We start from the raw sequence: 23657 nt of genomic DNA, 5'->3' as shown, positions 1-23657 counted from the left end.
CATTACAGGTTACACGTTTGCTTGTGTCCTTTTTATTGCGTCACTAATACTGGCGTATCTACACTCAAAATATTACGTATAATGTCACCATTGCCTGCCGCTATCATTTCAGTTGAAAGCATTTGAGCATGATGACCTACACCTTGATAAACAGAGACTTTCGTTGAAGAAGCATGCTGCCAGCTTTGTTTCAACTCTTTATTTTTGTCTGACTCTGATGCTTGTGTTTCAGCAATAACAAAGTGTAATGGCGCTGAAATCTCACCTAAATTACGCGTTTGATAACACCAATTAATATACTCTTTGGCTTGATCTAAAGTATGTTGTTGAACATTATCTGAGCCAGTATGATCTTTAAAATGAGATTTCAATTCAATTTCAAATTGATCAAAGTCTTGCTGACGCATTTCCACTGTTTCGGTGATTCTAAAGGAATCCCAGATAACCACTTGAGCAACTGTACGACCTCTAGATTCAAGTTCTTTAGTTACCTCGAATGCTAAGTTGCCGCCAAGTGAATAACCAAATAAATTTAGCTTGCCACTCGGCTGTAATGCACAAATTTTGTCAGTATATTCAACTACCTTTTCTTTACCTGAAAAGTAGTTAAATGAAACGATTTGCGTATCACTGAGCTCAGTTGCCAATGCTTGATAAACAATGCTGTAACCGCCCGCAGGTGGGAAAGCAAACAACATATTTTTTTGCTGGGGGTTAAATGCTAAATAAGGTTGTGCGCCTTCTTCTTTACCCGTTACTACATCTTCAATTGCACTAGCCATACCGTGCAATGTTGTAAAACGGAATAACTGACTCACTTCCATTTTTATGTTGAATGTGTGTTGTATACGTATCATCAACTCAATCAAATATAATGAATTACCACCCAATAAAAAGAATTCATCATGAATACTCAGGTTTTTAGTACCCAGCATGTTTGACCAAATTTTAGCTAACTCAACCTCATACATAGTACTTGGTAAGACCACTAATTTTTCTTGTGTTCCAACATCTGGAGTAGGTAATTTATTTGCATTTATTTTACCGTTTGATAACTCAGGAAAGCTGTCTAACTGTATTAGATAACTTGGCACCATATAGTTTGGCAATTGATTTTCAATTTGTTCAACAATAAAGCTTTGCTCTATCGCCAAGCCTGACTCTAATTGGTAGTATCCAACCAGTTCTATTTTACCGTTAATCGTATCACCCTTAACCCAAGACCTTACGACACCTGATATAGCAGATAACGAACTTTCAACTTCACCCAGCTCTATACGATGGCCTCTTATTTTTACTTGGTCATCAATGCGCTGAAGAATATGCAAATTATTTACTCTATCTTTTTTCGCTAAATCACCGGTTTTATAAGCCAATACGCCTTCAAAACCTGGAATAGTTAACTCAACAAATTGACTGTTATTTTGCTCTTCATTATTAATGTAACCGCGACTAACACCTTCGCCAGCAATAACTATTTCACCAATAATATTCTGTGGCACTGGCTGACCATGTTTATCTAACAAAAATACTGTTGTGTTATTAAACGCTTTGCCAATAGGAACAACACTCGCAGGACTTAAACCCTCGCACTCACCTTCAAAATATGTGCTGTCGATGGTTGTTTCTGAAGTACCGTAGGTATTAAATAAACGTGCATCTGTTGTTAGCATGCCTTTCAGTTGCGTATATTCAGATACTTTCCACTGCTCTGAGCCAACCATTAAGCGTTTAAAGCTATGAAGTGATAGGTTATTTTGCTGTACATACAAGATCACATTACGCACAACTGAAGGGACGAACTCTGCGCAATCAACCTGTTCATTAACAATAAGTTCGTATAATGCAGGTATATTAAGTACTAAACTTTTACTACATAAAACTAAATGCTTCGCTGAGCATAATGCACGAACAAAATCACCACAAAACACATCAAATGTTGGACTAGCCATTTGTAAATGCGTTGTTGTATCAGCTAAATCAAACTCTTGATGCCAAGCAGCTTGAATTGAACGCCAGTTATTATGGCTAACTTGCACCCCTTTTGGCACACCTGTCGAACCTGAAGTAAACACCATATAAGCAAGAGCATCAGCAGCTAAAGACAGAGATAAATTATCAGTACTGTGAGCTTTACCTAACGTGTTAATTGTGCCCCAATCAATAGATATAACCTCTTCAACTTCAGTGTGATCTTGAGTAATAACTAACGCTGTTTTACTTTGTTGGAGTATAGTTTTATTTCGTTCTGCTGGCAGCTCAGGATCTAACACCAAAAATTGATGACCCGACTTCAATACAGCTAAAATCATAGTGATTAATGCCACAGATTTATCAAACTGCAATGCTATAACAGCATTATCTAACTCTTTCAGTCCACTATGTTCGTGTAAAACCTGTGCGATTTGATTAGCTTGATTATTCAGTTGTTCATACGTTATTGAATCAAGAAAGCCTGCTTCGTTGGCGTAACTTACCGCTAATTCCGTTGGGAATTTTACTGCTGCTTGTTCTACTAACTGATGGATTAAAACATCATCATTAATACAGTTTGGTAATTGTGTTGATAAATGTTCTAGCTCGTTATTGCTCAATAATGAAACTTGATGAATTGGTTTAGCTGGCGTACTAACAAAGGCGCTAACCAGCTGTAAGTAATGTTCTGCCATTCTTTCAATCGTATCAAGTTCAAATAAGTCGGTGTTGTATTTAAACGTTGCTTTAAATACACCATTTTCTTCATACGTTGATAACGTTATATCAAACTGCCCTTCTTCCTCAGGAAGTTCCATAAATTGCATTGGAAACCCTTTGTAGTAAGCTACATTGTTTTCATCCATATGACTTTGTTCAACGCGGTGATTAAGCATTACAAATAATACTTGGAATACTGTTGAACGACTTGGATCATGTTCAATGCCTAAACGGTCAACCAATAATGCAAATGGAAACTCTTGATTATCAAGCGCCGACAAAGTGATGCCTTTGACTTGAGCAATTAAGTTTTCAAAATTTGTTTCTTGATCAAAACGAGCACAAAGTGGTAATGGATTAACAAAATAGCCATAGACGTTTGCAAAATCGGGGCTGGTACGTCCCGCAACTGGGCTACCTATAATAATCTCGTCTTGATGAGTGTATTTATGCATCAAAGTATAATAAATACTTAATAGCGCCATAAAAGGTGTAGCACCGTTTTGTTTTGCTACACTAATCAATTGTTCCGTTAACCTTGGGTTTAATTCAAATTGATAAGACGCTCCAACATTAGTTACAACGGGTGGTCGAACTTTATCAGTTGGTAAATCAAGAACAGGTACTGTTTCTGGCAAATGATTCTGCCAAAATCTATACATAGCCCCGCCACGTGCAGAGTTAATTAACCGCGTTTCCCAATTAACAAAATTCTCATAACTACCTGCTACAGGAGCTAAGTCAAGACTGTCTCCTTTAGCGTGATGAGCGTACAAAGCCTGCATTTCGTCGATAAACATATAATTCGACCATGCATCAGAAATGATGTGATAAATTGCTACCGCAAAATAATAGCTTTGATCATTTTGACGATATAAATTTAGTCTAAATAATGGATCATTTGCTAAATCGAATGGTCGTTCATTATCCGTAACAATGAGTTGTTGTATCTCTTCCCACGACTTATTTTCAACATCAATAACGGTTAACGCATCGTCACGACTTTGCCATACACGCTGGTATGGTTCTGAGTCTTTAAAGAAAAAGTTAGTGCGTAACATTGGATGGCGACTAACAACTTCACTCAGTGCTTTTTTAAGCGCATCAATATTAAGCTCTGCAGGAATATGCATTGCGCCACCTATGTTATAGGATGCGCTATCTGGATTTAATTGATTAATAAACCAAATTGCTTTTTGACCGTAAGATAAAGGGAATTCAGCTTCAATAGCGCTGTGAGCTGTTTTGAGAACTAACCTACTGCTTGTAGTTCCTTCTGCATTAATTTCAGCATCAACAACATCGTCCTCTCCACTCAACACATGGCTGCCATGTGTCTCGATAAGCTTATCGTTTAATTCTGCACTTAACTCATTAACTGTAGCGCCACTTAATAAGCGTACTATCGTCAATGTTTCACCGAAATGCGTGGTGATTTTATTACGTAACTCGGTGGCCATGATTGAGTCAATGCCCAAGTTACCTAACGATAAATCGAGTTCAACTTGGTCTCGTTTACAGCGTAAAACATGACTTACTGCCGAGGCAAAATGGTCGGCAACTAAAACTTGGCGCTGAACTACTTCGGTTTGTTGATATAGAGGTCCAAACGCTTGTTTTTTATCATTCTGTGAACCTGATTTCTTTTGTGATAGATGAGAAAACAACGAAGGTTTTCCTTCATACCAATTGGTAACTACCGACCAATCTGCATCACACACCATCAGCTGAGCATTGTCTAAATCGATAATTCGATCTAGTACTGCCATACCCGAAAACGGTTGAATACAGTTCATGCCTCGTTGATTTTTATAATGGTCTGCTAAATTCAACTCTTTGATCATACCTATTGCCCAAGGACCCCAGTTAATGCTCAACGCTGGTAGATCATCTTGACGTCTTGCGTGAGCTAATGAGTCTAAAAACGCATTACCAGTGGCATAGTTAGTTTGTCCGGCAGTGGTAACTTGTGCAGCTACTGATGAGAACAACACAAAGTGATCTAATTGCGTTTTACTTAGCGCACGATGAAGCATTACTGCGCCCAGCGCTTTCGTATCAAATACCGCATCAAATGCTGCCGTGTCCATTTTATCTAGCAGAGTATCTTTCACTACTCCGGCACAGAAGAATAAGCCACGAATGATTGGTGAGTCTTTTTGAGCATACTCATTTAAACAACGCTTTAAATCTCGTTCGCGAGTAATATCAGCATTCCAGAGCGTAATGTTGATATTTTGTTTTTCAAGTGAACGAATAAATAAAATACGCTCGTAGCTAGTATGGTCTGGAGTAAGTGAAGCCCACTCTTCTTTTACCGGAAATTTAGAGCGACCGACTAAAATCAATGACTTAGCACCACGGTCAATCAACAACTGACAAACAAGTTGCCCAATTGAGCCTAATGCACCAGTAATAATATACGCTGCATCAGACTTCAAAACAGTGGGAAATGGTGTTTGTAACTCTTGTGCTTGTTCAAGTCTTGGCACGAATGCTTCATTGTCTCGATAAGCTACTTCATGTTCAGTGCTATCTGCATTAAGCTCAGTAACAATATTTTCAACATCATTTATTCCGTCAACATCAATCAAGCGACCAAAGTTTTGCACTAGCTCTTGATGTGCTAATACGCGACAAAAACCGGTTAGAGAGCCAGACAAAACATTCGCTTTGTTGGTTGCTGGTGCTTGGCTAGCATCGCGAGTAATAAAATAAAGTGGAAACTTAACATTCGCCGTATTAATTGCTTTAGTGAGGTTTAATGCTGAATGTATAGCTAGGCGTTTAGCGCGTTGTATTTGACCTATGTCTAAGCTATCAAGATCAGGCGTGTCTAAATTCCAACAATGTACGACTCCGCGAATATTATCTTTACCTAAGGTATCAAACAATTGTAAAAAATGATCTTTTGAATCAGGTACTAACCAAGCATGATTTTGCTCCGCGTCATAATCAAAGTATTCACCTACTGAGACTAAACAACAAGGTTGTTTTAACGCGATAAGCGATTGCGCAACGGCTTGTCCAATGCCGGCATCATCAGCCAAAATCAACCATTGCTGGCTATCTATTTCAGATTTAGCTTGTGTTTCATTTTCATCAAGTGCTTCTTCGCTTACTTGCTTAGGCTGCGCTAACCAATTGATATCATAAAGCCAACTATCAATAGTTCTGGTAGTTATACCACTTGCCGCAGAATCAACACTTTGCGCGATAAAGCCCTTGATATAACCAAAGGTAACGCCGTTATCATCACACAGGTATAAATCACCCACGGTTTTATCATCATCTCGCTGAGTAATTTTGGTATAACACCAAAAACTATTAACGGTATTTTTAGTAATACAAATTTCACTAAGCATTACAGGCAAACGTATAGAAAAATTATTCGCATCCGCTGTATTAAGCTCTGTATGTACTAAGGTTTGAAAGCATGCGTCTAACAACGATGGGTGCAGATGAAATTCGTCATTTTTTTTCAGCGCTTGAGGCCATTCAATTTTGGCAAGCACGCCATCTTGGGTCTGATAAATTTCAGAGATAGCTCTAAAACAAGGACCGTACTCGTAACCAAATTCATGTAAATGTGCATAAAACTCTTCATGGTTTTGCATTGCAGAGGCAGTGCTTTTAAGTGTTTCTAACGCAACATTGTCGCTTAAGCTTGATGATTGAACTCGGCGTAATTTACCTCGTGCATGCTGAGTTACTTGGCTCTTAATAGATTGGTTATTAGTTGATTGGTCATCACTACTAATGATTCTAAATACAGGATTATCATTATGTAAAATATATTGCGCTTTAGGTGCAGCTTCATTATTCAAAAATAATGCTTTATCTATTATTAAATTATCAATAGCATAACAGCCCGGCCCCCAAACATTTTCTGCAGCGGCATAAGCCATTTCAATATAACCCGCAGCAGGGAAAATTGTATTGCCTTGAATTTGGTGATCACTCAAAAAGGTATCGCGTTCGACAGAGGTATTACAATCCCAAACATGCTCAGCTTCAGAACGTTTTCGCCCTAATAATTTATGAACATTTTTTCCTTGTCGTAAATTATTAAAATACTCAGGCTCTGTCCAATAGCGCTCTGTTCTAAATTGATAGGTTGGCAAATGAATATACGTAGCAATACCATGAATGGCTTGCCAATCAATATTAAAACCTAATTGAAAGAATTGTGCTACAGAGTTGTAAAAATGAGTTTGCTCATCCGCTTTACGATACAAGCTAGACAGCACATTGCCTTGCACATCTTTCTCTTCAAAAGTTTCCGTAATAGAGCCACCAAGTACTGGGTGTGGGCCTATTTCTAAATAAGTACGTAATCCGTCATCAATTAAATTGCGAATTGCATCTACAAAACGTACGGCTTGACGGACATTTAACCACCAATAGTGTGCATTTAACTCAGGCCCCTGCGCTATGTTACCCGTTACAGTAGAATATAAAGGAGTATGTGCTTCATTCGCGGTAATATCGTCTAAACAAGAAAGTAACTCGGCTTTGATCGGCTCCATGAATTTACTATGATAAGGCACTTCAACTCTTAAGAATTTACAGAACACACCTTGTGCTTCTAAACGTTCTGCAATGGCATTTAAGGCTGACTCTTCACCTGCTAAGGTAACGGAATTAGGACTATTGACGGCAGCTATTTCTACTTGGTCATTAAGATATTGGCTCACTTCAATATCTGACAAACCAATTGCCATCATTTTTCCTGTGTTACGACAACTATGTTGCAAGCGACTACGGTGCACAACGATTTTACAAGCGTCTTCTAATGAATATACACCAGCTTCATAAAATGCCGCGGCTTCACCAGTACTGTGTCCAATAATAACATCAGGCATAATACCTTTTTCTCGCCATAGTGCTGCAAGGGCAATTTGTACGGCAAAATTGGCAGTTTGAGCAAGCCAAGTATATTGCATGTTTGAAGCAGACTCTGCTGCAAACATTTCTTCTTTTAAAGACCAATCAGCGTATTTCGCCATGTGTAAGTCACATTGATCAATAACATTTTTAAAGGTTGGTTCACTTTGATATAACTCATGCCCCATTGCCCACCACTGTGGCCCCATTCCAGTGAATACCCAAACAATTTTATTCTCTTTAGTTTTTAGTGTTCTCAACGTATTGTTTTTGGCTAGCTCTGGATCTTGACTAAATTGGCGTAATTTTTCAGATAACTCAATGTCATTTTTGTACAATATAGCTGAGCGATATTGATGATGTTCACGTTTGATTGCTGCGGTATAACCAATGTCATCAAGTCGTTCACTATTATCTTCAACAAAAGATAAATAGGCTTTAGCATTACGAACAACACCTTCTTCATCTCGAGCAGAAAGAGGTAATAATTTATAAGCTTCAGGATTAGTAGGCGCTATTTTATTTATTGGTGGAGTAATATATTCTTGAAGCACTACGTGCGAATTAGTACCACCAAAACCAAACGAATTTACGCCAGCAACTGCAAGTCCTTCATGCTTGGGCCAACTATTTAAACGTGTGGGGATTTCATAAACTGCATTTTCATAATCAATTTTTGGGTTAATTGATTTAAGATGCAAATGTGGAGGTATTTGCTTATTTTGCATTGCTTTAATGGTCTTCATTAAACCAGCCATACCTGCTGCGGCTTCGGTATGACCAATATTTGTTTTTACTGAGCCAATAAAACATTTATCTTTTGAATCACGATCAATCGCGAGTAATTGACCAACAGATTTAGCTTCAATTGGGTCCCCTACTGGCGTACCTGTACCGTGCATTTCGATATATTGAACTTTACCGGGATTAACACCAGCATTTTTATAGGTTTGCTTCATTAATGCCAGTTGCGCATCACCATTAGGTACTGTAATACCTTGAGTATGACCATCTTGATTTACACCCGATGCTAAAATAACAGCATGAATTGGATCACCATCAGCTATCGCATCTTTTAAGCGTTTTAAAACAACAATTCCTGTACCTTCAGCTCGCACATACCCATTTGCAGAAGAATCAAAAGCATGTGAAAAACCCGTTGGTGACAAAAATCCACCTTTTGATTCAGATACAGTGTATTGAGGTGCTAAATGAATTAATACTCCCCCAGCAAGTGCCATTGAGCTAGCACCACATTGAAGGCTTTTACATGCCATGTCTAATGCAACTAGCGAAGAACTACAGGCTGTGTCGATTGACATACTTGGTCCGGTAAAATCAAACACATGAGACACCCGGTTAGACAGCATAGTCATCATAACGCCTGTAGCAGTGTGCGCATCAATGTTATCGAAATCAGGGTTAGTAAACTGCATTATTTTATAATCTAAAGTAAATCCCCCCATAAACACGCCTACAGAGGTGCCTGCAAGCTTACTCGGTTGCTGACCACCATCTTCTAGCGCTTCCCATGCAACTTCAAGTAACTTACGTTGCTGAGGATCCATATGTTCAGCTTCACGCGGTGTAATACCAAAAAAACTTGGATCGAATTCATCAACCCCTTCAATGTAACCACCCCATTTAGAGTTGATTTTTCCTTTATTCGCTTTAACGGCAGAATAATGTGTATCTTTATTCCAACGGGATTGAGGTGTTTCAATTAAGCAATCTACGCCGTGTTTGATATTATCCCAAAATAAATCAGGATTATTTGCCTTACCTGGAAATCGACAGCCCATTCCTATTATTGCAATTGGCTCTGCTGATAGCTGAGCGTTAATCTCTGGCGTTTTTTCCGAAGTCATAAAAATTCCTTTTAAGTTAGTTATAAATTTAATGTTTGAGTGACAAATGAGGGGTTATCACCTACTAATTCTTTAATAGGTGTAGGTTGTTCTTGATATAAAAAACGATTGAATATGTTGTAATAAAGAGTTTCTAAAGTACGAATATCATCAATGTCTGCATGCTCATTTATTTGATGGATGCTATGATTTTTTAAACCTAATTCAAAAACAGCAGGACAAATATTGGCCATAAAACGGCCATCTGATGTTCCTCCTGTCGTTGAAAAAATGGGTCTTTTGCCTACAGTTTGACCAATACTTTCAGCTAGACTTTGCAAAATAGCTGAATCAGTAGGGTCACTAAAGTAAGGTTCACAACCGCAGTGTGATGTTAATTTATAATCAGTAGTGACTTCTTCAATGCATTTATTGATCAAAGTAGTCAAAGATGATTCTGAAAACTGATTGTTATATCGAATGTTAAAATTAATTTCGCACTGTGCAGGAATAATATTATCGACAAAATTTCCAGAATTTAAATGAGTGATTTGTAGTGATGTATATCCGGAAGAACTTGCTTGTGGATTTAAGTCTATGCTCAGTAAAGCTGACATTATACGTTGAGCAATATGAGCCGCATTTTTTGCTCGCTCAGGGAAAGCAACATGACCACTTTTACCGAATGCGGTTAATTTAAAAGAAATGGCACCACGGCGACCAATTTTAATTGTATCACCAATAAATTTGTCTGAGGTAGGCTCCCCAACAAGTGCTGCTGAAAATTGAACACCTTTCCTTAATAGCGTATTAACAATTTCTTTGGTACCAAAATTAGCTTCCCCTTCTTCATCACTGGTTAATAAAAACCAGATAGAATGTTTAGGTTGTCCTTGAAAAGCAATTAATTTTTCAATCGCGCTTAATGCAGCAGCAATCCCGCCTTTCATATCGGCGACGCCACGGCCAATTAATTTATTGTTTATAATTTGAGCTGAAAAAGGTGGGGCTAACCATTGACTTTCATCATCAACAGGTACTACATCAGTATGACCACAAAAAGCGAAGTTGTGTTCAGAACGTTTTAATATCGCAATGGTGTTTAAAACACCATTAATGTTCTGATGTTCAATTTTGAAACCCAATGACGCTAATTTGTCTGCAATCCATGCTTGGCAGCCAAAATCATGAGGTGTAACCGACGGTTTTTTCACAAGAATCTGTGTATATTTCACCGCACAGCTGTCTACATTTAAAGCTTTAAGCGGAAAGCTCAATTTCATGTCCATATCTTTACCTTAGTAAATACCGATCCTAGTATTAGGCAGATACATAAGTTATTTAAAAAGCTAGACCATTCGGATAATCTCAACTTAAAACCAATATCTTTTGTATATATACCGTATTTCGTTTTTTTTCAGCTGATATTTCATACGAATATTCCTATCTATACAAAATAACCACAGTCAAAAGAAGGTGGGTTAAAACCTATTCCTGCGGACGAATTAAAACTTCCGTTGTCACTTATACAAAATGCGCGTTGTGTAAAGAGTTACGGATAACAAATATAGGGGGCTGATAGATTAAAATATTGCCTCCATTTCTTGGTGTAATCTGCAACTCAATGTATACAAGCTACGAACAATATGTAGCTGAACTGTAAACAAACTGTAAACGAGATGTAATTTCGGGCGGCAATGTAACATGAAAGGAATGTATAAAATATTACACGGCATTACACAGTTAAAAATCCTTACTTATCTGGTATGGGCTGGAGCAATAAATATTTCGGCCGCAAGCGACCAAGTTTTAAGGTAGCCCAAAGCTTTGAAAATCCAATGCTAGATAATCTCGACTAGGCTTCGCCCAATCAACACTATCCAGCACGGGAGCTCCCCGATACTTTCGCTACACACTGTTAAATTTTCTTATATAGTGAGGCAGCTTTTATGTTGAATGTCATTTCAGGCATAGCGGTTTATTGCTTAAAAAAACAAAAACTACGTATTAAGCTATCACCGAGTGAATTTGGATTAATGTCGATCTAGAAAAAGAGTCTTTTTAAGCAGATCTCAGGTTAATGATATAATGAGGATGGATACTTTTATGAAGGTTTTACTAGCTATTCTGATAATTATTTATAGTTCAGTAACCTAGGCTAATGACAGTCATTTCATTTGGAGCCAAGATAAACCTGATATACAAGAAAATTATGGGGTTCGGAGTCGATAACGATAACACTTCTGTTTTGAGCATAGCTATTAGGCCTAAGAATCACGCCTTAGTTTGTCTTTTCGAAGGTTATGACTATACAAAACGTGAGTATTGTTACAATGTGCTCGATGGGAAGGTAGGACTTGACAAAAAGGGCATCACGAAAAACAGGCTGTTTTATGTTTAACAGTACTTACTACTTTGGGCATAGCAATCCATATGACTCACAGATATGGGTCCCCCCTTATTTAACAACAGTTAAAGCTTAAAAATAAAACATAACGAATGATTACTCAACACTCAGTAAAAGATTACAAAAAAAAGCTTATTTGATGATATTTTTTTCGCTATACTGGTTTTGTCTTCTGGGGTGTTTGTGTGCGAACTATGTCCCTGAGCCGATAAGTTTTACCTTAGGATATTGACTATTAACTTTTGCGCAAGCCCGGCTCGTATCGGGAAGCCTACGGTTAGCATGATATTTCCGCCCTGAACACACGGTGTTCAGGACTAAGCTAGCTGCGGCACCTTGGAAGCGACTACCCTCTTCAAAAAATTATTTGTACAACAATCAATATCAATCATATTTCCGCGTAACTCTACTTTTACCTTAACGAATGACACACAGTGTTCAGAACTAACTCCCTGAGGCACCTTGGAAGCGACGACTTTCTTCAAAAAAATTCTTTGTACAACAATCGATATCAATCATATTTCCGCGTAACTCTACTTTTACCTTAACGAATGACACACAGTGTTCAGAACTAACTCCCTGCGGCACCTTGGAAGCGACGACTTTCTTTATTATCCGCCTCACAATATCAACTAAATTTCCGCGTGACTCTGCCCTTACATTAGTGAAAGTTTGTCTTTATGAAAGTACATGCTGTAGAAAGAACATCAGGCTGATTTAAACAAAGAGGAATAACTCAAATAAAAAAGGCCATAAATACGGCCTTTGCTTTGTCTTTATTTTAACTCAAACAGTATTCAACGACTGTAATTATTCTTACGGTATGCCATAAGACCTAGCGCCAATAACATTAACAATATACTTGATGGCGTAGGAATAGCGGTCGCTGCTGCGGTTAAAGAAATATTATCTACACTCACTGTGCTGTTAGCCCAAATTCCATCATTGTCGAACAACAAGAAATCAATAAATACATAACCTATGTTATTAGGGCCAAGCAAGTCATCGACACTAAATTCAAAGCTAAAAGTAGCCGAAGTCGACGATGGATCTAAAGCGAAGCTTTCATCATAAGCGATTCCATAACCGTCTATATCTAAAAGACCGATAAAATCATCAGAGAAAACATCTAAAACATTGTCTACGGAAAAATACAAGCTGGTAATGAACATGTCAGAAAACCCTTGTGGATCTGGTGCCGCTATATTACTGACAAAATCAAACTCGAATAGATATGATATCGAACTATCGATGGCAACGCCCTGTGACAATTCGGCTTCAAAGTCAGCATCATTTAACATGGCTTGCTCACCGCTAACTTCAACATTCCAGCTGTCATAACCATTGAGGTTATTGCTAAAATCACCATTCCCAATGAGATTGGCTTGTACCACTGATGGCAATGTTAATGCAGAAAGTGACAACATGCCGGCAAGTAATATTTTTGATAATTTAATCATAATTGTTCCTACTTCTTTATTTTTAATTTATATTTTATTTAAGTTTTAATTTATTTTTAAAGTTGGGTTTTAAGCTAACAAGGGAAAGGGCCCCTAGAGACCCTTAACTGTTTTTTACTCGTTTATTGGCTTACTGCCATTATTGTCGTGGTATAGCTCATTCTAGTACGACGCCCATAGACAAACTGAATAGGTAGTTCAACAGACTCGCCTACCGCAATTTCTTGTGTCTCAATGCTCAGGTCTTGATAAAAGCGCCCCTGATCATCAACGCCATCAGCGAGTGGCATATCAACATCGCCATTTGCGATGATATTAAAATATACTCTTGCCTGAGTTAAGGTTTGAGCTGAGTTGTTATTATATGACAGTGTTGCTGAAGCAACCATATTCCGAGTTGCTCGATTATAAATAGCGCGCAGTGGAGTTGTAGCAGTAATATTGATTAGCTCTGTTACGTCTTCAGGCTCAGTAGGTGGAGCAGCTGTATCGATAAAAGTCACTGTATAGTCTTCAATTTCACCATAAGCTATCGAACCACAAACTATATCGTCGGAGTTAGCTGACATCACCACCCGCATTCTAGTAGTTATGCCAAGATACTGAGCAGGAATAACTAAGTCACCAATGTAGCTATTTTTCACTCTGTCTAAATAGAATTTTTCAGTACTTTCATCAAACTCATTATTCTGATTGAAATCAAACCAAACTATCCATTTCTCTTGATAGATGCTGCCACTGTAACCGCTGACTAATTCGATGTTTACCGGTTGAGCAACTGCAATTTCTACGGCACTGCTAGTGTAATCGCCATAACCCTCATCATTTTGGCCCGTTTGATTATTGAATTCACCAATACTGATACTTTCAATCCATTCATAGCTATTATTATTTGAAGTAATGTTGCAGTAGTTAGTTGGAATTTCAGCTGCTTCAGTAACTGTCAATGAAAATGACGGCAAGGAAAGCGGTATTTCATCGATATTAACACTGATGATGATATCTGTAGTCGTGCCGATGTCAGCAAATAATGGTGCGCCGCTAAGCTCGCCTGTTGTGCTATTAAAATCTGCCCAATGAGGTTTATTTTCAATGCTAAACAGTAAACCATCATTTTCAATGTTTGAGAGCAGGGGTATGAAGTTATAGCTGTTTCCTGCCACTACTGATGTTTCGGGTGTACCTGAAATAACTGGTTCGTTATTCCCTGGCTCACTATTCCCTATTTCGGCACAATCAGCGATTAAAGGCGCTAAAATAGCGACACGCTCGTTAACATCAACAATGGCATCAAGGGCAAAACCTAAAAACACCGATTGATAAACGCCATTGTTTACATATGAACCAAGCACTTCACCGTCACCATTTTCAAATATCGCTTGTGCACCATCAAGGGTGACCGCATCACTGTAATTTTTAAACAGTGGATTTAATGCAAAATTACCCAAGCCAGATAAAAAATCTGAAGCAATAACTTCATCTTTAGCACCGTCAACTTCACTAATCGTGGAAATAGCGAAGTACTCTTTGGCAAAATCCGTAGTTTTACGGTTATAACGATAATCTTGCGAGCTAAACATTAAACAACCGCCATTGTCCATATAACTGGCTAATGCTGTTTCTGACTCTGTGCTTGGTCCTGTAGCGTCACTATCGTTACCACCAGTAAACCAAATTACTTGTTGATATTGGCTAAGTTGTTCAACCGTTGGTTCATTATCACTATTTTCTGTATCCCAAGTTTCATAACCTAAATAAAGGGCATCGAGGGCTTCAGTATAAAAATCAAGTACATCTGGTCCATTGTTGTCATCATCAATGACTAAAATAGTAACTTCTGGTGCCTCAGTAACATCGGGGTTATTAGGAGCAAAATCATCTTTATCATTTACGCCATCACCATCACTGTCTTCATTTTGTGGATTAGTACCGCTAAGATATTCTTCTATATTGCTCAAACCATCATTATCAGCATCAAGTTGAGAATCATCAATACCAACATTTAGGCCATTAGCGAGTTCAAATTCATCATCCATGCCATCATGATCACTGTCAATATTGTTAACACTATCAAGCGTCACCTTAAATTGATTGCTGGTTGCATCAAGAATTGCTACATCTAAACAATTATCAAATTTATCGGTGATCACCATGCGATCGCCGACAAGCCAATGGTCATCACTGAACGTTTGCCCTGGCGCAAAACTGCCCATAAAACTACTACGGTTACCACTTGTACTTAACCAGTAAGCTTTAAAAGCTTGCTCACTGGTATTGGTCATTGAAAATGCGGCAGTGATGTCTGTCCTATCATCATAAGCCTGCTCTGCATCACAAGTAAGACCTACATCGCCAGTAGGGATATCTAGTATTTCTTTCTCTACGTTATCAGGAGGAGTGACGGTAAAGTTATTGCTTAAACCATCTAATCGAGGCGCATCTAAACAACTGCCGTACTGATTGGTGATCACTAGACGATCGCCCAATTTCCAGTTATCTCGATCCCAACTTTGTCCCGGAGTAAGATCCGACATCCAGCTGCCGCGACTACCATCGGTGTCTAACCACATCACTGTTACGGTTTCATCTAGCTCATTAGTTACTGAAACACCAACGTTCAAACTGAAAACATCATCATAGGCTTGTTCGTTTGCACAAGTAGCGCCAATTTCAGCCTCTTCAAATACCGAAGTGATACCTTCACTGGTTACGATTGTTGTGGTAACACTTTTTTCCATGGTTGATACTGACAGGCAATTATCGTATTTATCGGTAATAACAACTTTTTCACCTTGGTACCAGTTAATGCCCTCTTCTTGCCAATACTGACCACCACTCCAAGAGCCTCCTTTAGCAAGCACCGCTTCTCTTCCAGAGTAGCGCATTCCTGTTTCTGGCACTAACCAGTACAAACGAAGCTCCTGATCATCTTCATTAACAATGTTAATTACCGCTGCCAAATCAGTTGGTTTATAACTTTGTTCAGCTACACAAATAGCGCCATATGGAACATTTTGACTGTTATTATCAGTGCCTGCTTCAGTAATATTTACTTGATTATCGTTGCCCGTTAACTCAGATACATCAAGACAGTTGTTATTTGCATCGGTGATAACAAGTTTTTCACCAACATTCAAACCAGAGCTATTCCATTGTTCGCCTTCGGCTATTTCGGCATAGGTATTGCGACTGCGTTGACCATTGGCTGAATTTAAGCCATAAATTCGAATAGATTGATCTAAGGTATTAGTTAACGCGATATGCGCTTCGATATCTTGAGGCGTGGCATAAGCTGTTTCAGCAGCACATATTCCTGAAAAAGTTTCATCATTATTGTTTGACGACTGCGCTATCGAGTCATCTTCGGCAACGACCAACGTATTATTCAAGGCATCGAGTGCGGCAACGCCGATACAGCTATAATCACTATGAGCTAATATCAAGCGGTCACCGACCACCCAGTTATCAGCAATCCAAGTAGAACCGGCATTGATATCTGTTATAAAAGTGCTTTTTCCTGATTTATTATTATTACGTAACCAGTAGAGTTTTATTAATTCGGCTTGGTTGTTGGCAATAGATAATTCAGCAGTAATATTAGTACGGTCATAATAAGGTAATTCTAATTGGCAACGTTCGAATACGTGCTCACTGGCAACCTGTTCGCTCACTAATAACGTGGCATTGACACTGATATAATATCCAGGTGCATCCAATAAAATATAATAACGACCGGTTTCAGGAGCAGCGAAATTACAACGTTCCTCATTATTGTAATCATCGTTTATCGAAAAACAATCAATAGCGTCAGTATCATACATATTTGGCAAGCGATCTTTGGCTATATACATATCAAAGTTACCACCACCGCCAGTCAATACGGCTGAAAAATTATTCGTAGTCTCATCAATGTCGATATAATAAAGATGACCAAATTCTGCGGTGGTATTTTGCTCTACCCCCAAGATTAGTGGTTTTGCATTCACGAGAAGACCATCAAGCAATTGACCTTTTTTCCACGTTTCAAAGCCTTGCTGATAATCTTTGGAAAATGTTTCCAGTAAGGAGTCATAAGTCGACCAGTCTCCAATACGCATGGCGTTGATTAGTTGTTTCGTGCCTGCAGCTTGTTGCTCTGCTAAATACTGTACCGCTAGAGCGCCCCAAGCATATGTATCAACGTCGGAATCGTAGGTCGAGTCAAAAATGTCTAATAACGTATAGGAATGTGGGCTTAAAGCAAGCTTGGCATTCATGCTTTCGTCATATTTTGACAACCATTCAGCTAAACCTTCAGTCCACCAATCAATACTATGACTGCCGGTGTATCCGCCAAAACGTCCTTTTTTATGATAACGGCCGTCTAGGTAGTGGATAGACTCATGGGTAAAAGCCCAGATGAAACTTTCACCATCAGACCAGTCATCCCTGGCATTGAATGTAATCACGTTAGCACGAGCATTAACGCTCTCGGGGGCTGATTCAAGGTAAACCCCTGTATCACTGTTCTGATTAAAAATATCGCGACCTAAATTCTCGTATTCTTCATGGCTAGAAAAAACATTGATATATAGAGTCTCATTTAAATCACCATCAAGTGGTAAGTCACTGCCAGGGAATACCTGGTGAAACCGTGCTTCAGTAGCAACAATACGTTGACAAGCTTCTGTGCCATCAAGCATATCATCGGTTGTACGAATGATTATATTGTCAATCGCACCTTCACAGTTATATTGATAGGTTAGTAGCTGTGTACCAGCGCTTAAGATGAGGTTATTAAACGCTGCAAACGCTTTGATCGTTATTTCATAACGACCCGGTTCAGCATTACTAATGGCACAACTTTCTTGACTAGTTGAGCCGTTTCTTGCCCAGCAGACAGTTTCGCCATTGAGAGTGACAAACAAATCGGCGTCTCCATTATCTGCAGCAATGTCAATGGCTAAATCACTTCTTGTTGTCAAATCGATATAATATAAAGCTTCATTATCGGTCAGTGCCGAAATACCTGTTATGGGTGTATCTTGGCTTAAACTATTTTCAGCCACAGCTTGACCACAAACAGCACTGAAAACGACTATCGTCGCTACTTTAATTTGTTTAAGTAAATTCATTTTTCATTATACCTTTTATTTTTTGTACTTATATTTTTAGGCTTTTATTTTTTTAGATTTTTCGCTGAATAAGATAAATAGATTATTACCAATAAATTTTCCTTCTTCATAATGACTGGCGTTTGAATAAAATAAGAAAAGAGTAGTACGAGGAGTAAGCTATTTTTAATATTGCTATATTCCACCCACAATCATTTAGCTATTAGCTAGATTTTCATTACAGTACTACAGAGTGATTTATTGCATACGATATTCAACATAACTTAATCTAATTTAAAGTCATCTGAGAAATGTTTAATTTATTTTCAATAGGTTAAGTTGTAAGCCTTGCTTTAACATGAAAATAATTATTTGGTTTTTTATAAGGTTTTTTTATTTTTTAATGAATTAAAAATAGTTTTTACTATCGCGTCATCATAGTATGCACGGTTAATGTTAGTTTTATTTTGATACGTTTTTTCTCTTTATCATCAACTAAATTAGCCTTGAATTTAAGAGAATATACTCTGCATCAACTTGAGCAGGAACGGTGAACTTTAAGTAAGTAGGTGGGGGTATTATTGTATAAAGTGAGGGTGTTATGACTAATGAGAAGAAGTGCATTACCGCCTTTTACGACGGTGTTTGTCCTCAGTGCATTAAAGATAAACGCTTTTATCAATGCCTTGCTGGTCAAGATGATGGCATTTAAAGTGGCCACTTTATTATTCACTAAGTCTTTTTTGCACCGCTAATACATTAGTAAAATCAGGTCGAGGCATCTTATCTAAAGTGCTATAAAGGTACATCACTATCAAGGTTAACGCTGCAGTAATGAAAAACAACCAAGGGCCTCCAAGTTGGTCGAGAATGATGCCTCCTCCTAATGGAGCAATAGCATAACCAAACTCATAAAACGAAGCAGCACCGAAGTATGCACCACGTAAATGATCAGGTGCTAAACGGTCAATATGAACATTCATGGTTGGAAATAAAATAGTTTCCGCCAAGCTCATTACCACAATAGCGCCTATCCAGCCCCAAAAGAGTGTTAATGGATTCACCGCTAACCAAATTTGTGAACACATCAGCAATACTAAGCCTATTTGAATTCGACTAACTAATGATAAATTTGCCATTAATTTTAATAATAAAAATTGCGTTGAAATAATGACTAAGGCATTGGTAAAAATCATTGAAGAAATGAGCTGCAATAAGTCAGGCACTTCAGCACGCGTTAAATATTGTATAAGCGAGCTATCCATTTGTGCATAAATAAACATACAGAGGATATTGGCAAAAATAAGACACTGCAATAACTTATCAGCAACTAAAACATTGATAATTTGGTTACCTTCAGCGCTTTTTGCTTTTACTTTAGCTTGGCATTGAATATCTACAGAGTCGATTTCTCTGTTATCTGCAGTTAGCTTGGTTAGCTCTTGATTAGCTGTTAGTTCATTTTCATTAGCAAGTTTATTGTGTTGATGAAACCCACACCATAACAACGCTAATAAAAAGGCAAATGCCCCTGCGGTAATATAAAAGCTTGATTGTTCACCTGTTAGACCCATCCAAAGCCCTAACATGGGACCAACTGCACAACCAACATTAACTACAAAATACAGTGACTGCATAGCCAGCTCACGTGTAGTCTTATCATCAATGATATCGCCAATTAACGCCGAGGTTAATGGTCGCCATAACGCGGTCGCAATTGAACATAAAGTTATCACTAATGCATAACCGGTAATAGAGTCCACTTGTGCTAATAACGAAAACGAAATGATATATAAAACACCACTGGCATACATTAACTGATGCCTACCTATCCGGTCAGATAACGCACTACCAACAAAACTTACGAATACTGAAATAACCGCTGCACTTGAAAGAATAAGACCAACATTGGTGGCAGACAAAGCAAATTTTTCATAGAGAATAACCGCTAAAAATGGCCATACCATGTAATAACTACCACGGGTAATAAATGAACCAAATAATAAGATCCACATTAACTGTGGGAATTGCTTAAAGCGCTTTACTGAGACAACATTTGACATGAATTTCCTTTATCAGCAGACAAGCTGAAACAACTTAGTACAAACTACAACAACACTTTATAAACAAAAAACCTTATATAACTAATTGTATTGGTTTTTTGCTGTTAAAAGCAATACAATTTAGCTAGAACAACCTATTTAATGTAATTGAGCAAAGATCATCTCTAATCAAGAACCTATTCAGAAAAATAATCAAGAACTTAGCCATATAGTCACTGATAACTCAGCTGCTATCGGCGTATTTGATTCAGGTGTTGGTGGACTTTCAATCGCAAAATGTATTGCTCAGCAACTTCCCCATGAAAACATCATCTATATTGCCGATAGTCTTCATGCCCCATACGGTGAGAAGTCGGTCGATTTTATCATTGAGCGTGTTAACACTATTAGCAAGCTACTTATCTCCCAAGGCGTTAAAGCAATAGTTATTGCCTGTAACACCGCAACAGTTAACGCCATTGAGCAACTTAGAGCACAAGTAACCGTGCCTATTATTGGTGTTGAACCCGCAGTTAAACCCGCCGCCAAGCAAAGCATCAGTAAAAAAGTGGCAATATTAGCGACTCAAGCAACAAGTGAAAATCGACGTTTCAAAGACTTGATTGATCTTCATCATAATGGCGCACAAGTACTTATTCAGCCCTGCCCTGGTTTAGTCGAATTTATTGAACAAGGAAAACAACATAGCCCTGCATGCCATGAGTTATTAAGGGAATATATAAGACCTTTAATTAAACAAGGCATAGATACCCTTGTTTTGGGCTGTACTCATTACCCTTTTGTTCAACACCAAATAAGCGCTATAGCGGGTAGCCAAGTTAATATTATTGAAACAGCCGCACCGGTAACACAACAATTAACTAAAATTTTAGCTGAGAAAAGCCTAAATTCATTCAGTAAAAGGCAAGGAAAACACCAATTTTTCAGTTCACTCATGACAAGTGAACAAGAAGATGTATTTAATATACTTTGGCAAAAACCACTTACCTTAAAGCAACTATAAGATAAATACATTACTATTCAAAAACTTGAATTAAAAGTGTAATATCCGACAAATTAATCTAGTTCAATAAATCCAAAAAAATAGAGACGTTTAGCCGTCTAGGCGTAAAAAAGCTAGATAGTTGATTTCAACAGGTGTAGAATCTCCACATTATTTTGTATAACTCAAATTTTCTGAGGACTTATGTCTAGACACTTTTTTACTTCCGAGTCTGTTTCTGAAGGCCATCCTGATAAAATTGCCGATCAAATTTCTGATGCGGTATTAGATGCTATTATTGCCAAAGACAAACATGCCCGTGTTGCATGTGAGACTATGGTAAAAACAGGTGTTGCTATTATTTCTGGTGAAGTATCAACTAATGCTTGGGTTGATTTAGAAAAACTTACCCGTAATGTGATTAGTGAAATAGGCTATACCTCTTCAGATGTTGGTTTTGATGGCGCAACTTGTGGCATCATGAATTTGATTGGTCAACAATCACCTGAAATCGCTCAAGGTGTTGATCGAAGCAAACCAGAAGAGCAAGGTGCTGGTGATCAAGGTTTAATGTTTGGTTACGCCACTAATGAAACACCTACACTTATGCCTGCGCCATTATACTATTCACATCGCTTAGTTGAACGCCAGGCTGAAGCACGCAAATCAGGAGTTTTACCTTGGTTACGCCCAGATGCAAAATCACAAGTAACCTTTATCTATGAAGATAACAAACCGGTAGCAATTGATACCGTTGTACTTTCTACTCAGCATAACCCTGATATTAAACAAGAAGATTTAGTTAATGCGGTAATGGAAAACATTATCAAGCATGTATTACCTGCTGAGTTACTTACTCCTGAAACTAAATATCATATCAACCCAACAGGTCGTTTTGTTATTGGTGGACCGGTAGGTGATTGTGGTTTAACGGGTCGTAAAATTATTGTTGATACATATGGCGGTATGGCACGTCACGGTGGTGGTGCTTTCTCAGGTAAAGATCCATCTAAGGTTGACCGTAGTGCCGCTTATGCTGGTCGTTACGTTGCTAAAAACATTGTTGCTGCTGGCCTTGCCGAACGCTGCGAAATTCAAATTTCATACGCTATTGGTGTTGCTGAGCCTACTTCAATTTCAATCGATAGCTTTGGTACCGGCAAAGTATCTGAAGAAAAGTTAGTAGAGTTAGTACGTGAGCATTTTGACTTACGTCCATACGGCATTACTAAAATGTTAGATTTATTACACCCTATGTATCAGCAAACGGCTGCATACGGTCACTTTGGTCGTGAACCATTTGAAATGACTGTTGGTGATGATACTTTCACCGCCTTTAGCTGGGAAAAAACCGATAAAGCTGACGATTTACGTAAAGCTGCGGGTATATAGTTAGCTTGCTCCTAGACATCCTGTCTCCACTAGCTACTGTATATCCTATACATAAAAACCAGCGTATCTATTAGATAAGCTGGTTTTTTTATGTTTACTGTTTAGCTGTTACTGTATTAAAGAAAAGCCTAGTTAGCAGCGTCTAACTTCTTACGTAAGCTCTTGCCCCACGCTTTAAATAACTCTTTAGCTTCTTTAGCACGCGCCATTTCAGTATTTGGTTGGTAATCACTGCCAATCGCAACCGTACCTTCAAATATGTGAATCAGGCTTCTACTCTTGCCGTCACGTAAATGAACTGACAAATGAAACTCACCGGCTCCCTTTGTTGTCACTTCTTTATCTTCTTGAAGGGCATACGGCATAAAGCTGATAATTTCAACATCAACAATCAATACGCCTTTACCTTCTTTTCCAACAACTTCATAACGACCGTTATTTTCAGTTAAACCTGCTTCAACGCCTTTTTTAAAGCGATCTTTTAAATGAGCTTTGTTGCTGTCTGTAACTTTCCAATGAAAACTATCTTTTTCAATCCAAGGTGGTGAAATAATTTTAGTATGAGAAAGGTCTAAGTCTTGGATATAAACTTTATTGTAACCACTTAATGAAATAATTGGGCTAGCAAAGTTCTTATCTACAGATATTATTTCACCAGCAATAGCTGATTGACCGGCTAAACCTAACGAAAGTACACCCGCCGCGAGCGTGGTAAGTATAATTTTTTTCATTGTCATTCCTTTTTATTTATATTGCCTAAGAAATTACAAGTAATCTTATAGGGAGTCAAATGAAACCGATAAAAGAGCACATTTTTATACACATACACATT

The 23657-nt window shown here is 38.1% G+C and carries 8 protein-coding genes, 1 other RNA gene and 1 pseudogene; 4 read left to right on the top strand and 6 right to left on the bottom strand.

Annotated elements, in window-relative coordinates:
- Window positions 1-32: 32 nt before the first annotated feature.
- Both GAB14E_RS09495 and dapE read right to left on the bottom strand, forming a co-directional pair.
- Complete coding sequence (locus GAB14E_RS09495) at window positions 33-9449, bottom strand: non-ribosomal peptide synthetase/type I polyketide synthase (RefSeq protein WP_052093750.1); 9417 nt, start codon at window positions 9447-9449, stop codon at window positions 33-35.
- Between the two features lie 20 nt (window positions 9450-9469).
- A complete protein-coding gene (gene dapE, locus GAB14E_RS09500) occupies window positions 9470-10717 on the bottom strand; it encodes a succinyl-diaminopimelate desuccinylase (protein WP_052093749.1) in 1248 nt (415 codons plus the stop codon).
- 645 nt (window positions 10718-11362) lie between these two features.
- Between dapE and GAB14E_RS24875 the strand changes: the two are divergent.
- Window positions 11363-11476, top strand: a pseudogene (locus GAB14E_RS24875) (IS982 family transposase); the annotation flags it as partial.
- A gap of 525 nt (window positions 11477-12001) precedes the next feature.
- A non-coding RNA gene (ssrS, locus tag GAB14E_RS24560) (6S RNA) lies at window positions 12002-12182 on the top strand.
- A 450-nt stretch (window positions 12183-12632) separates the two neighbouring features.
- Here ssrS and GAB14E_RS09505 read toward each other — a convergent pair.
- The 3 genes from GAB14E_RS09505 to GAB14E_RS09515 all read right to left on the bottom strand — a co-directional run bounded on the left by GAB14E_RS09505 (window position 12633) and on the right by GAB14E_RS09515 (window position 20451).
- Window positions 12633-13295, bottom strand: coding sequence for a hypothetical protein (locus tag GAB14E_RS09505; protein ID WP_033082765.1), 663 nt, complete (start codon window positions 13293-13295; stop codon window positions 12633-12635).
- A 122-nt stretch (window positions 13296-13417) separates the two neighbouring features.
- A complete protein-coding gene (locus GAB14E_RS09510) occupies window positions 13418-18409 on the bottom strand; it encodes a collagenase (RefSeq protein WP_033082764.1) in 4992 nt (1663 codons plus the stop codon).
- Between the two features lie 704 nt (window positions 18410-19113).
- The gene (locus tag GAB14E_RS09515; RefSeq protein ID WP_033082763.1) at window positions 19114-20451 is read right to left on the bottom strand and encodes an MFS transporter; all 1338 of its coding nucleotides are present in this window, start codon (window positions 20449-20451) and stop codon (window positions 19114-19116) included.
- Window positions 20452-20608: 157 nt separating this feature from the next.
- Here GAB14E_RS09515 and murI point away from each other — a divergent pair, with 157 nt between their 5' ends.
- Together murI and metK are read left to right on the top strand one after the other, a co-directional pair.
- Complete coding sequence (gene murI, locus GAB14E_RS0123100) at window positions 20609-21454, top strand: glutamate racemase (RefSeq protein ID WP_331386601.1); 846 nt, start codon at window positions 20609-20611, stop codon at window positions 21452-21454.
- A 183-nt stretch (window positions 21455-21637) separates the two neighbouring features.
- Entirely contained in the window at window positions 21638-22825 is a 1188-nt protein-coding gene (metK, locus tag GAB14E_RS09520; protein ID WP_033082761.1) for a methionine adenosyltransferase, read from the top strand.
- A gap of 128 nt (window positions 22826-22953) precedes the next feature.
- Here the strand turns inward: metK and GAB14E_RS09525 are convergent, their stop codons facing one another.
- Window positions 22954-23556 carry a DUF3313 family protein gene (locus GAB14E_RS09525; RefSeq protein ID WP_033082760.1) on the bottom strand — a complete coding sequence of 201 codons (603 nt, stop codon included), beginning with the start codon at window positions 23554-23556 and terminating at the stop codon, window positions 22954-22956.
- Between the last annotated feature and the right edge of the window lie 101 nt (window positions 23557-23657).

Source organism: Colwellia psychrerythraea (genome assembly GCF_000764185.1).
Taxonomy (GTDB): Bacteria; Pseudomonadota; Gammaproteobacteria; order Enterobacterales; family Alteromonadaceae; genus Colwellia; species Colwellia psychrerythraea_B.
Note: the sequence above shows the minus strand (reverse complement) of the source record. Positions and strands in the feature narration are given on the sequence as shown.

Coding starts and splice junctions, on each gene's coding strand:
- GAB14E_RS09510 (WP_033082764.1), bottom strand. CDS start 18,409: ATGAATTTACTTAAACAAATTAAAGTAGCGACGATAGTCGTTTTCAGT.
- metK (WP_033082761.1), top strand. CDS start 21,638: ATGTCTAGACACTTTTTTACTTCCGAGTCTGTTTCTGAAGGCCATCCT.
- GAB14E_RS09525 (WP_033082760.1), bottom strand. CDS start 23,556: ATGAAAAAAATTATACTTACCACGCTCGCGGCGGGTGTACTTTCGTTA.
- GAB14E_RS09505 (WP_033082765.1), bottom strand. CDS start 13,295: ATGATTAAATTATCAAAAATATTACTTGCCGGCATGTTGTCACTTTCT.
- GAB14E_RS09495 (WP_052093750.1), bottom strand. CDS start 9,449: ATGACTTCGGAAAAAACGCCAGAGATTAACGCTCAGCTATCAGCAGAG.
- dapE (WP_052093749.1), bottom strand. CDS start 10,717: ATGGACATGAAATTGAGCTTTCCGCTTAAAGCTTTAAATGTAGACAGC.
- GAB14E_RS09515 (WP_033082763.1), bottom strand. CDS start 20,451: ATGTCAAATGTTGTCTCAGTAAAGCGCTTTAAGCAATTCCCACAGTTA.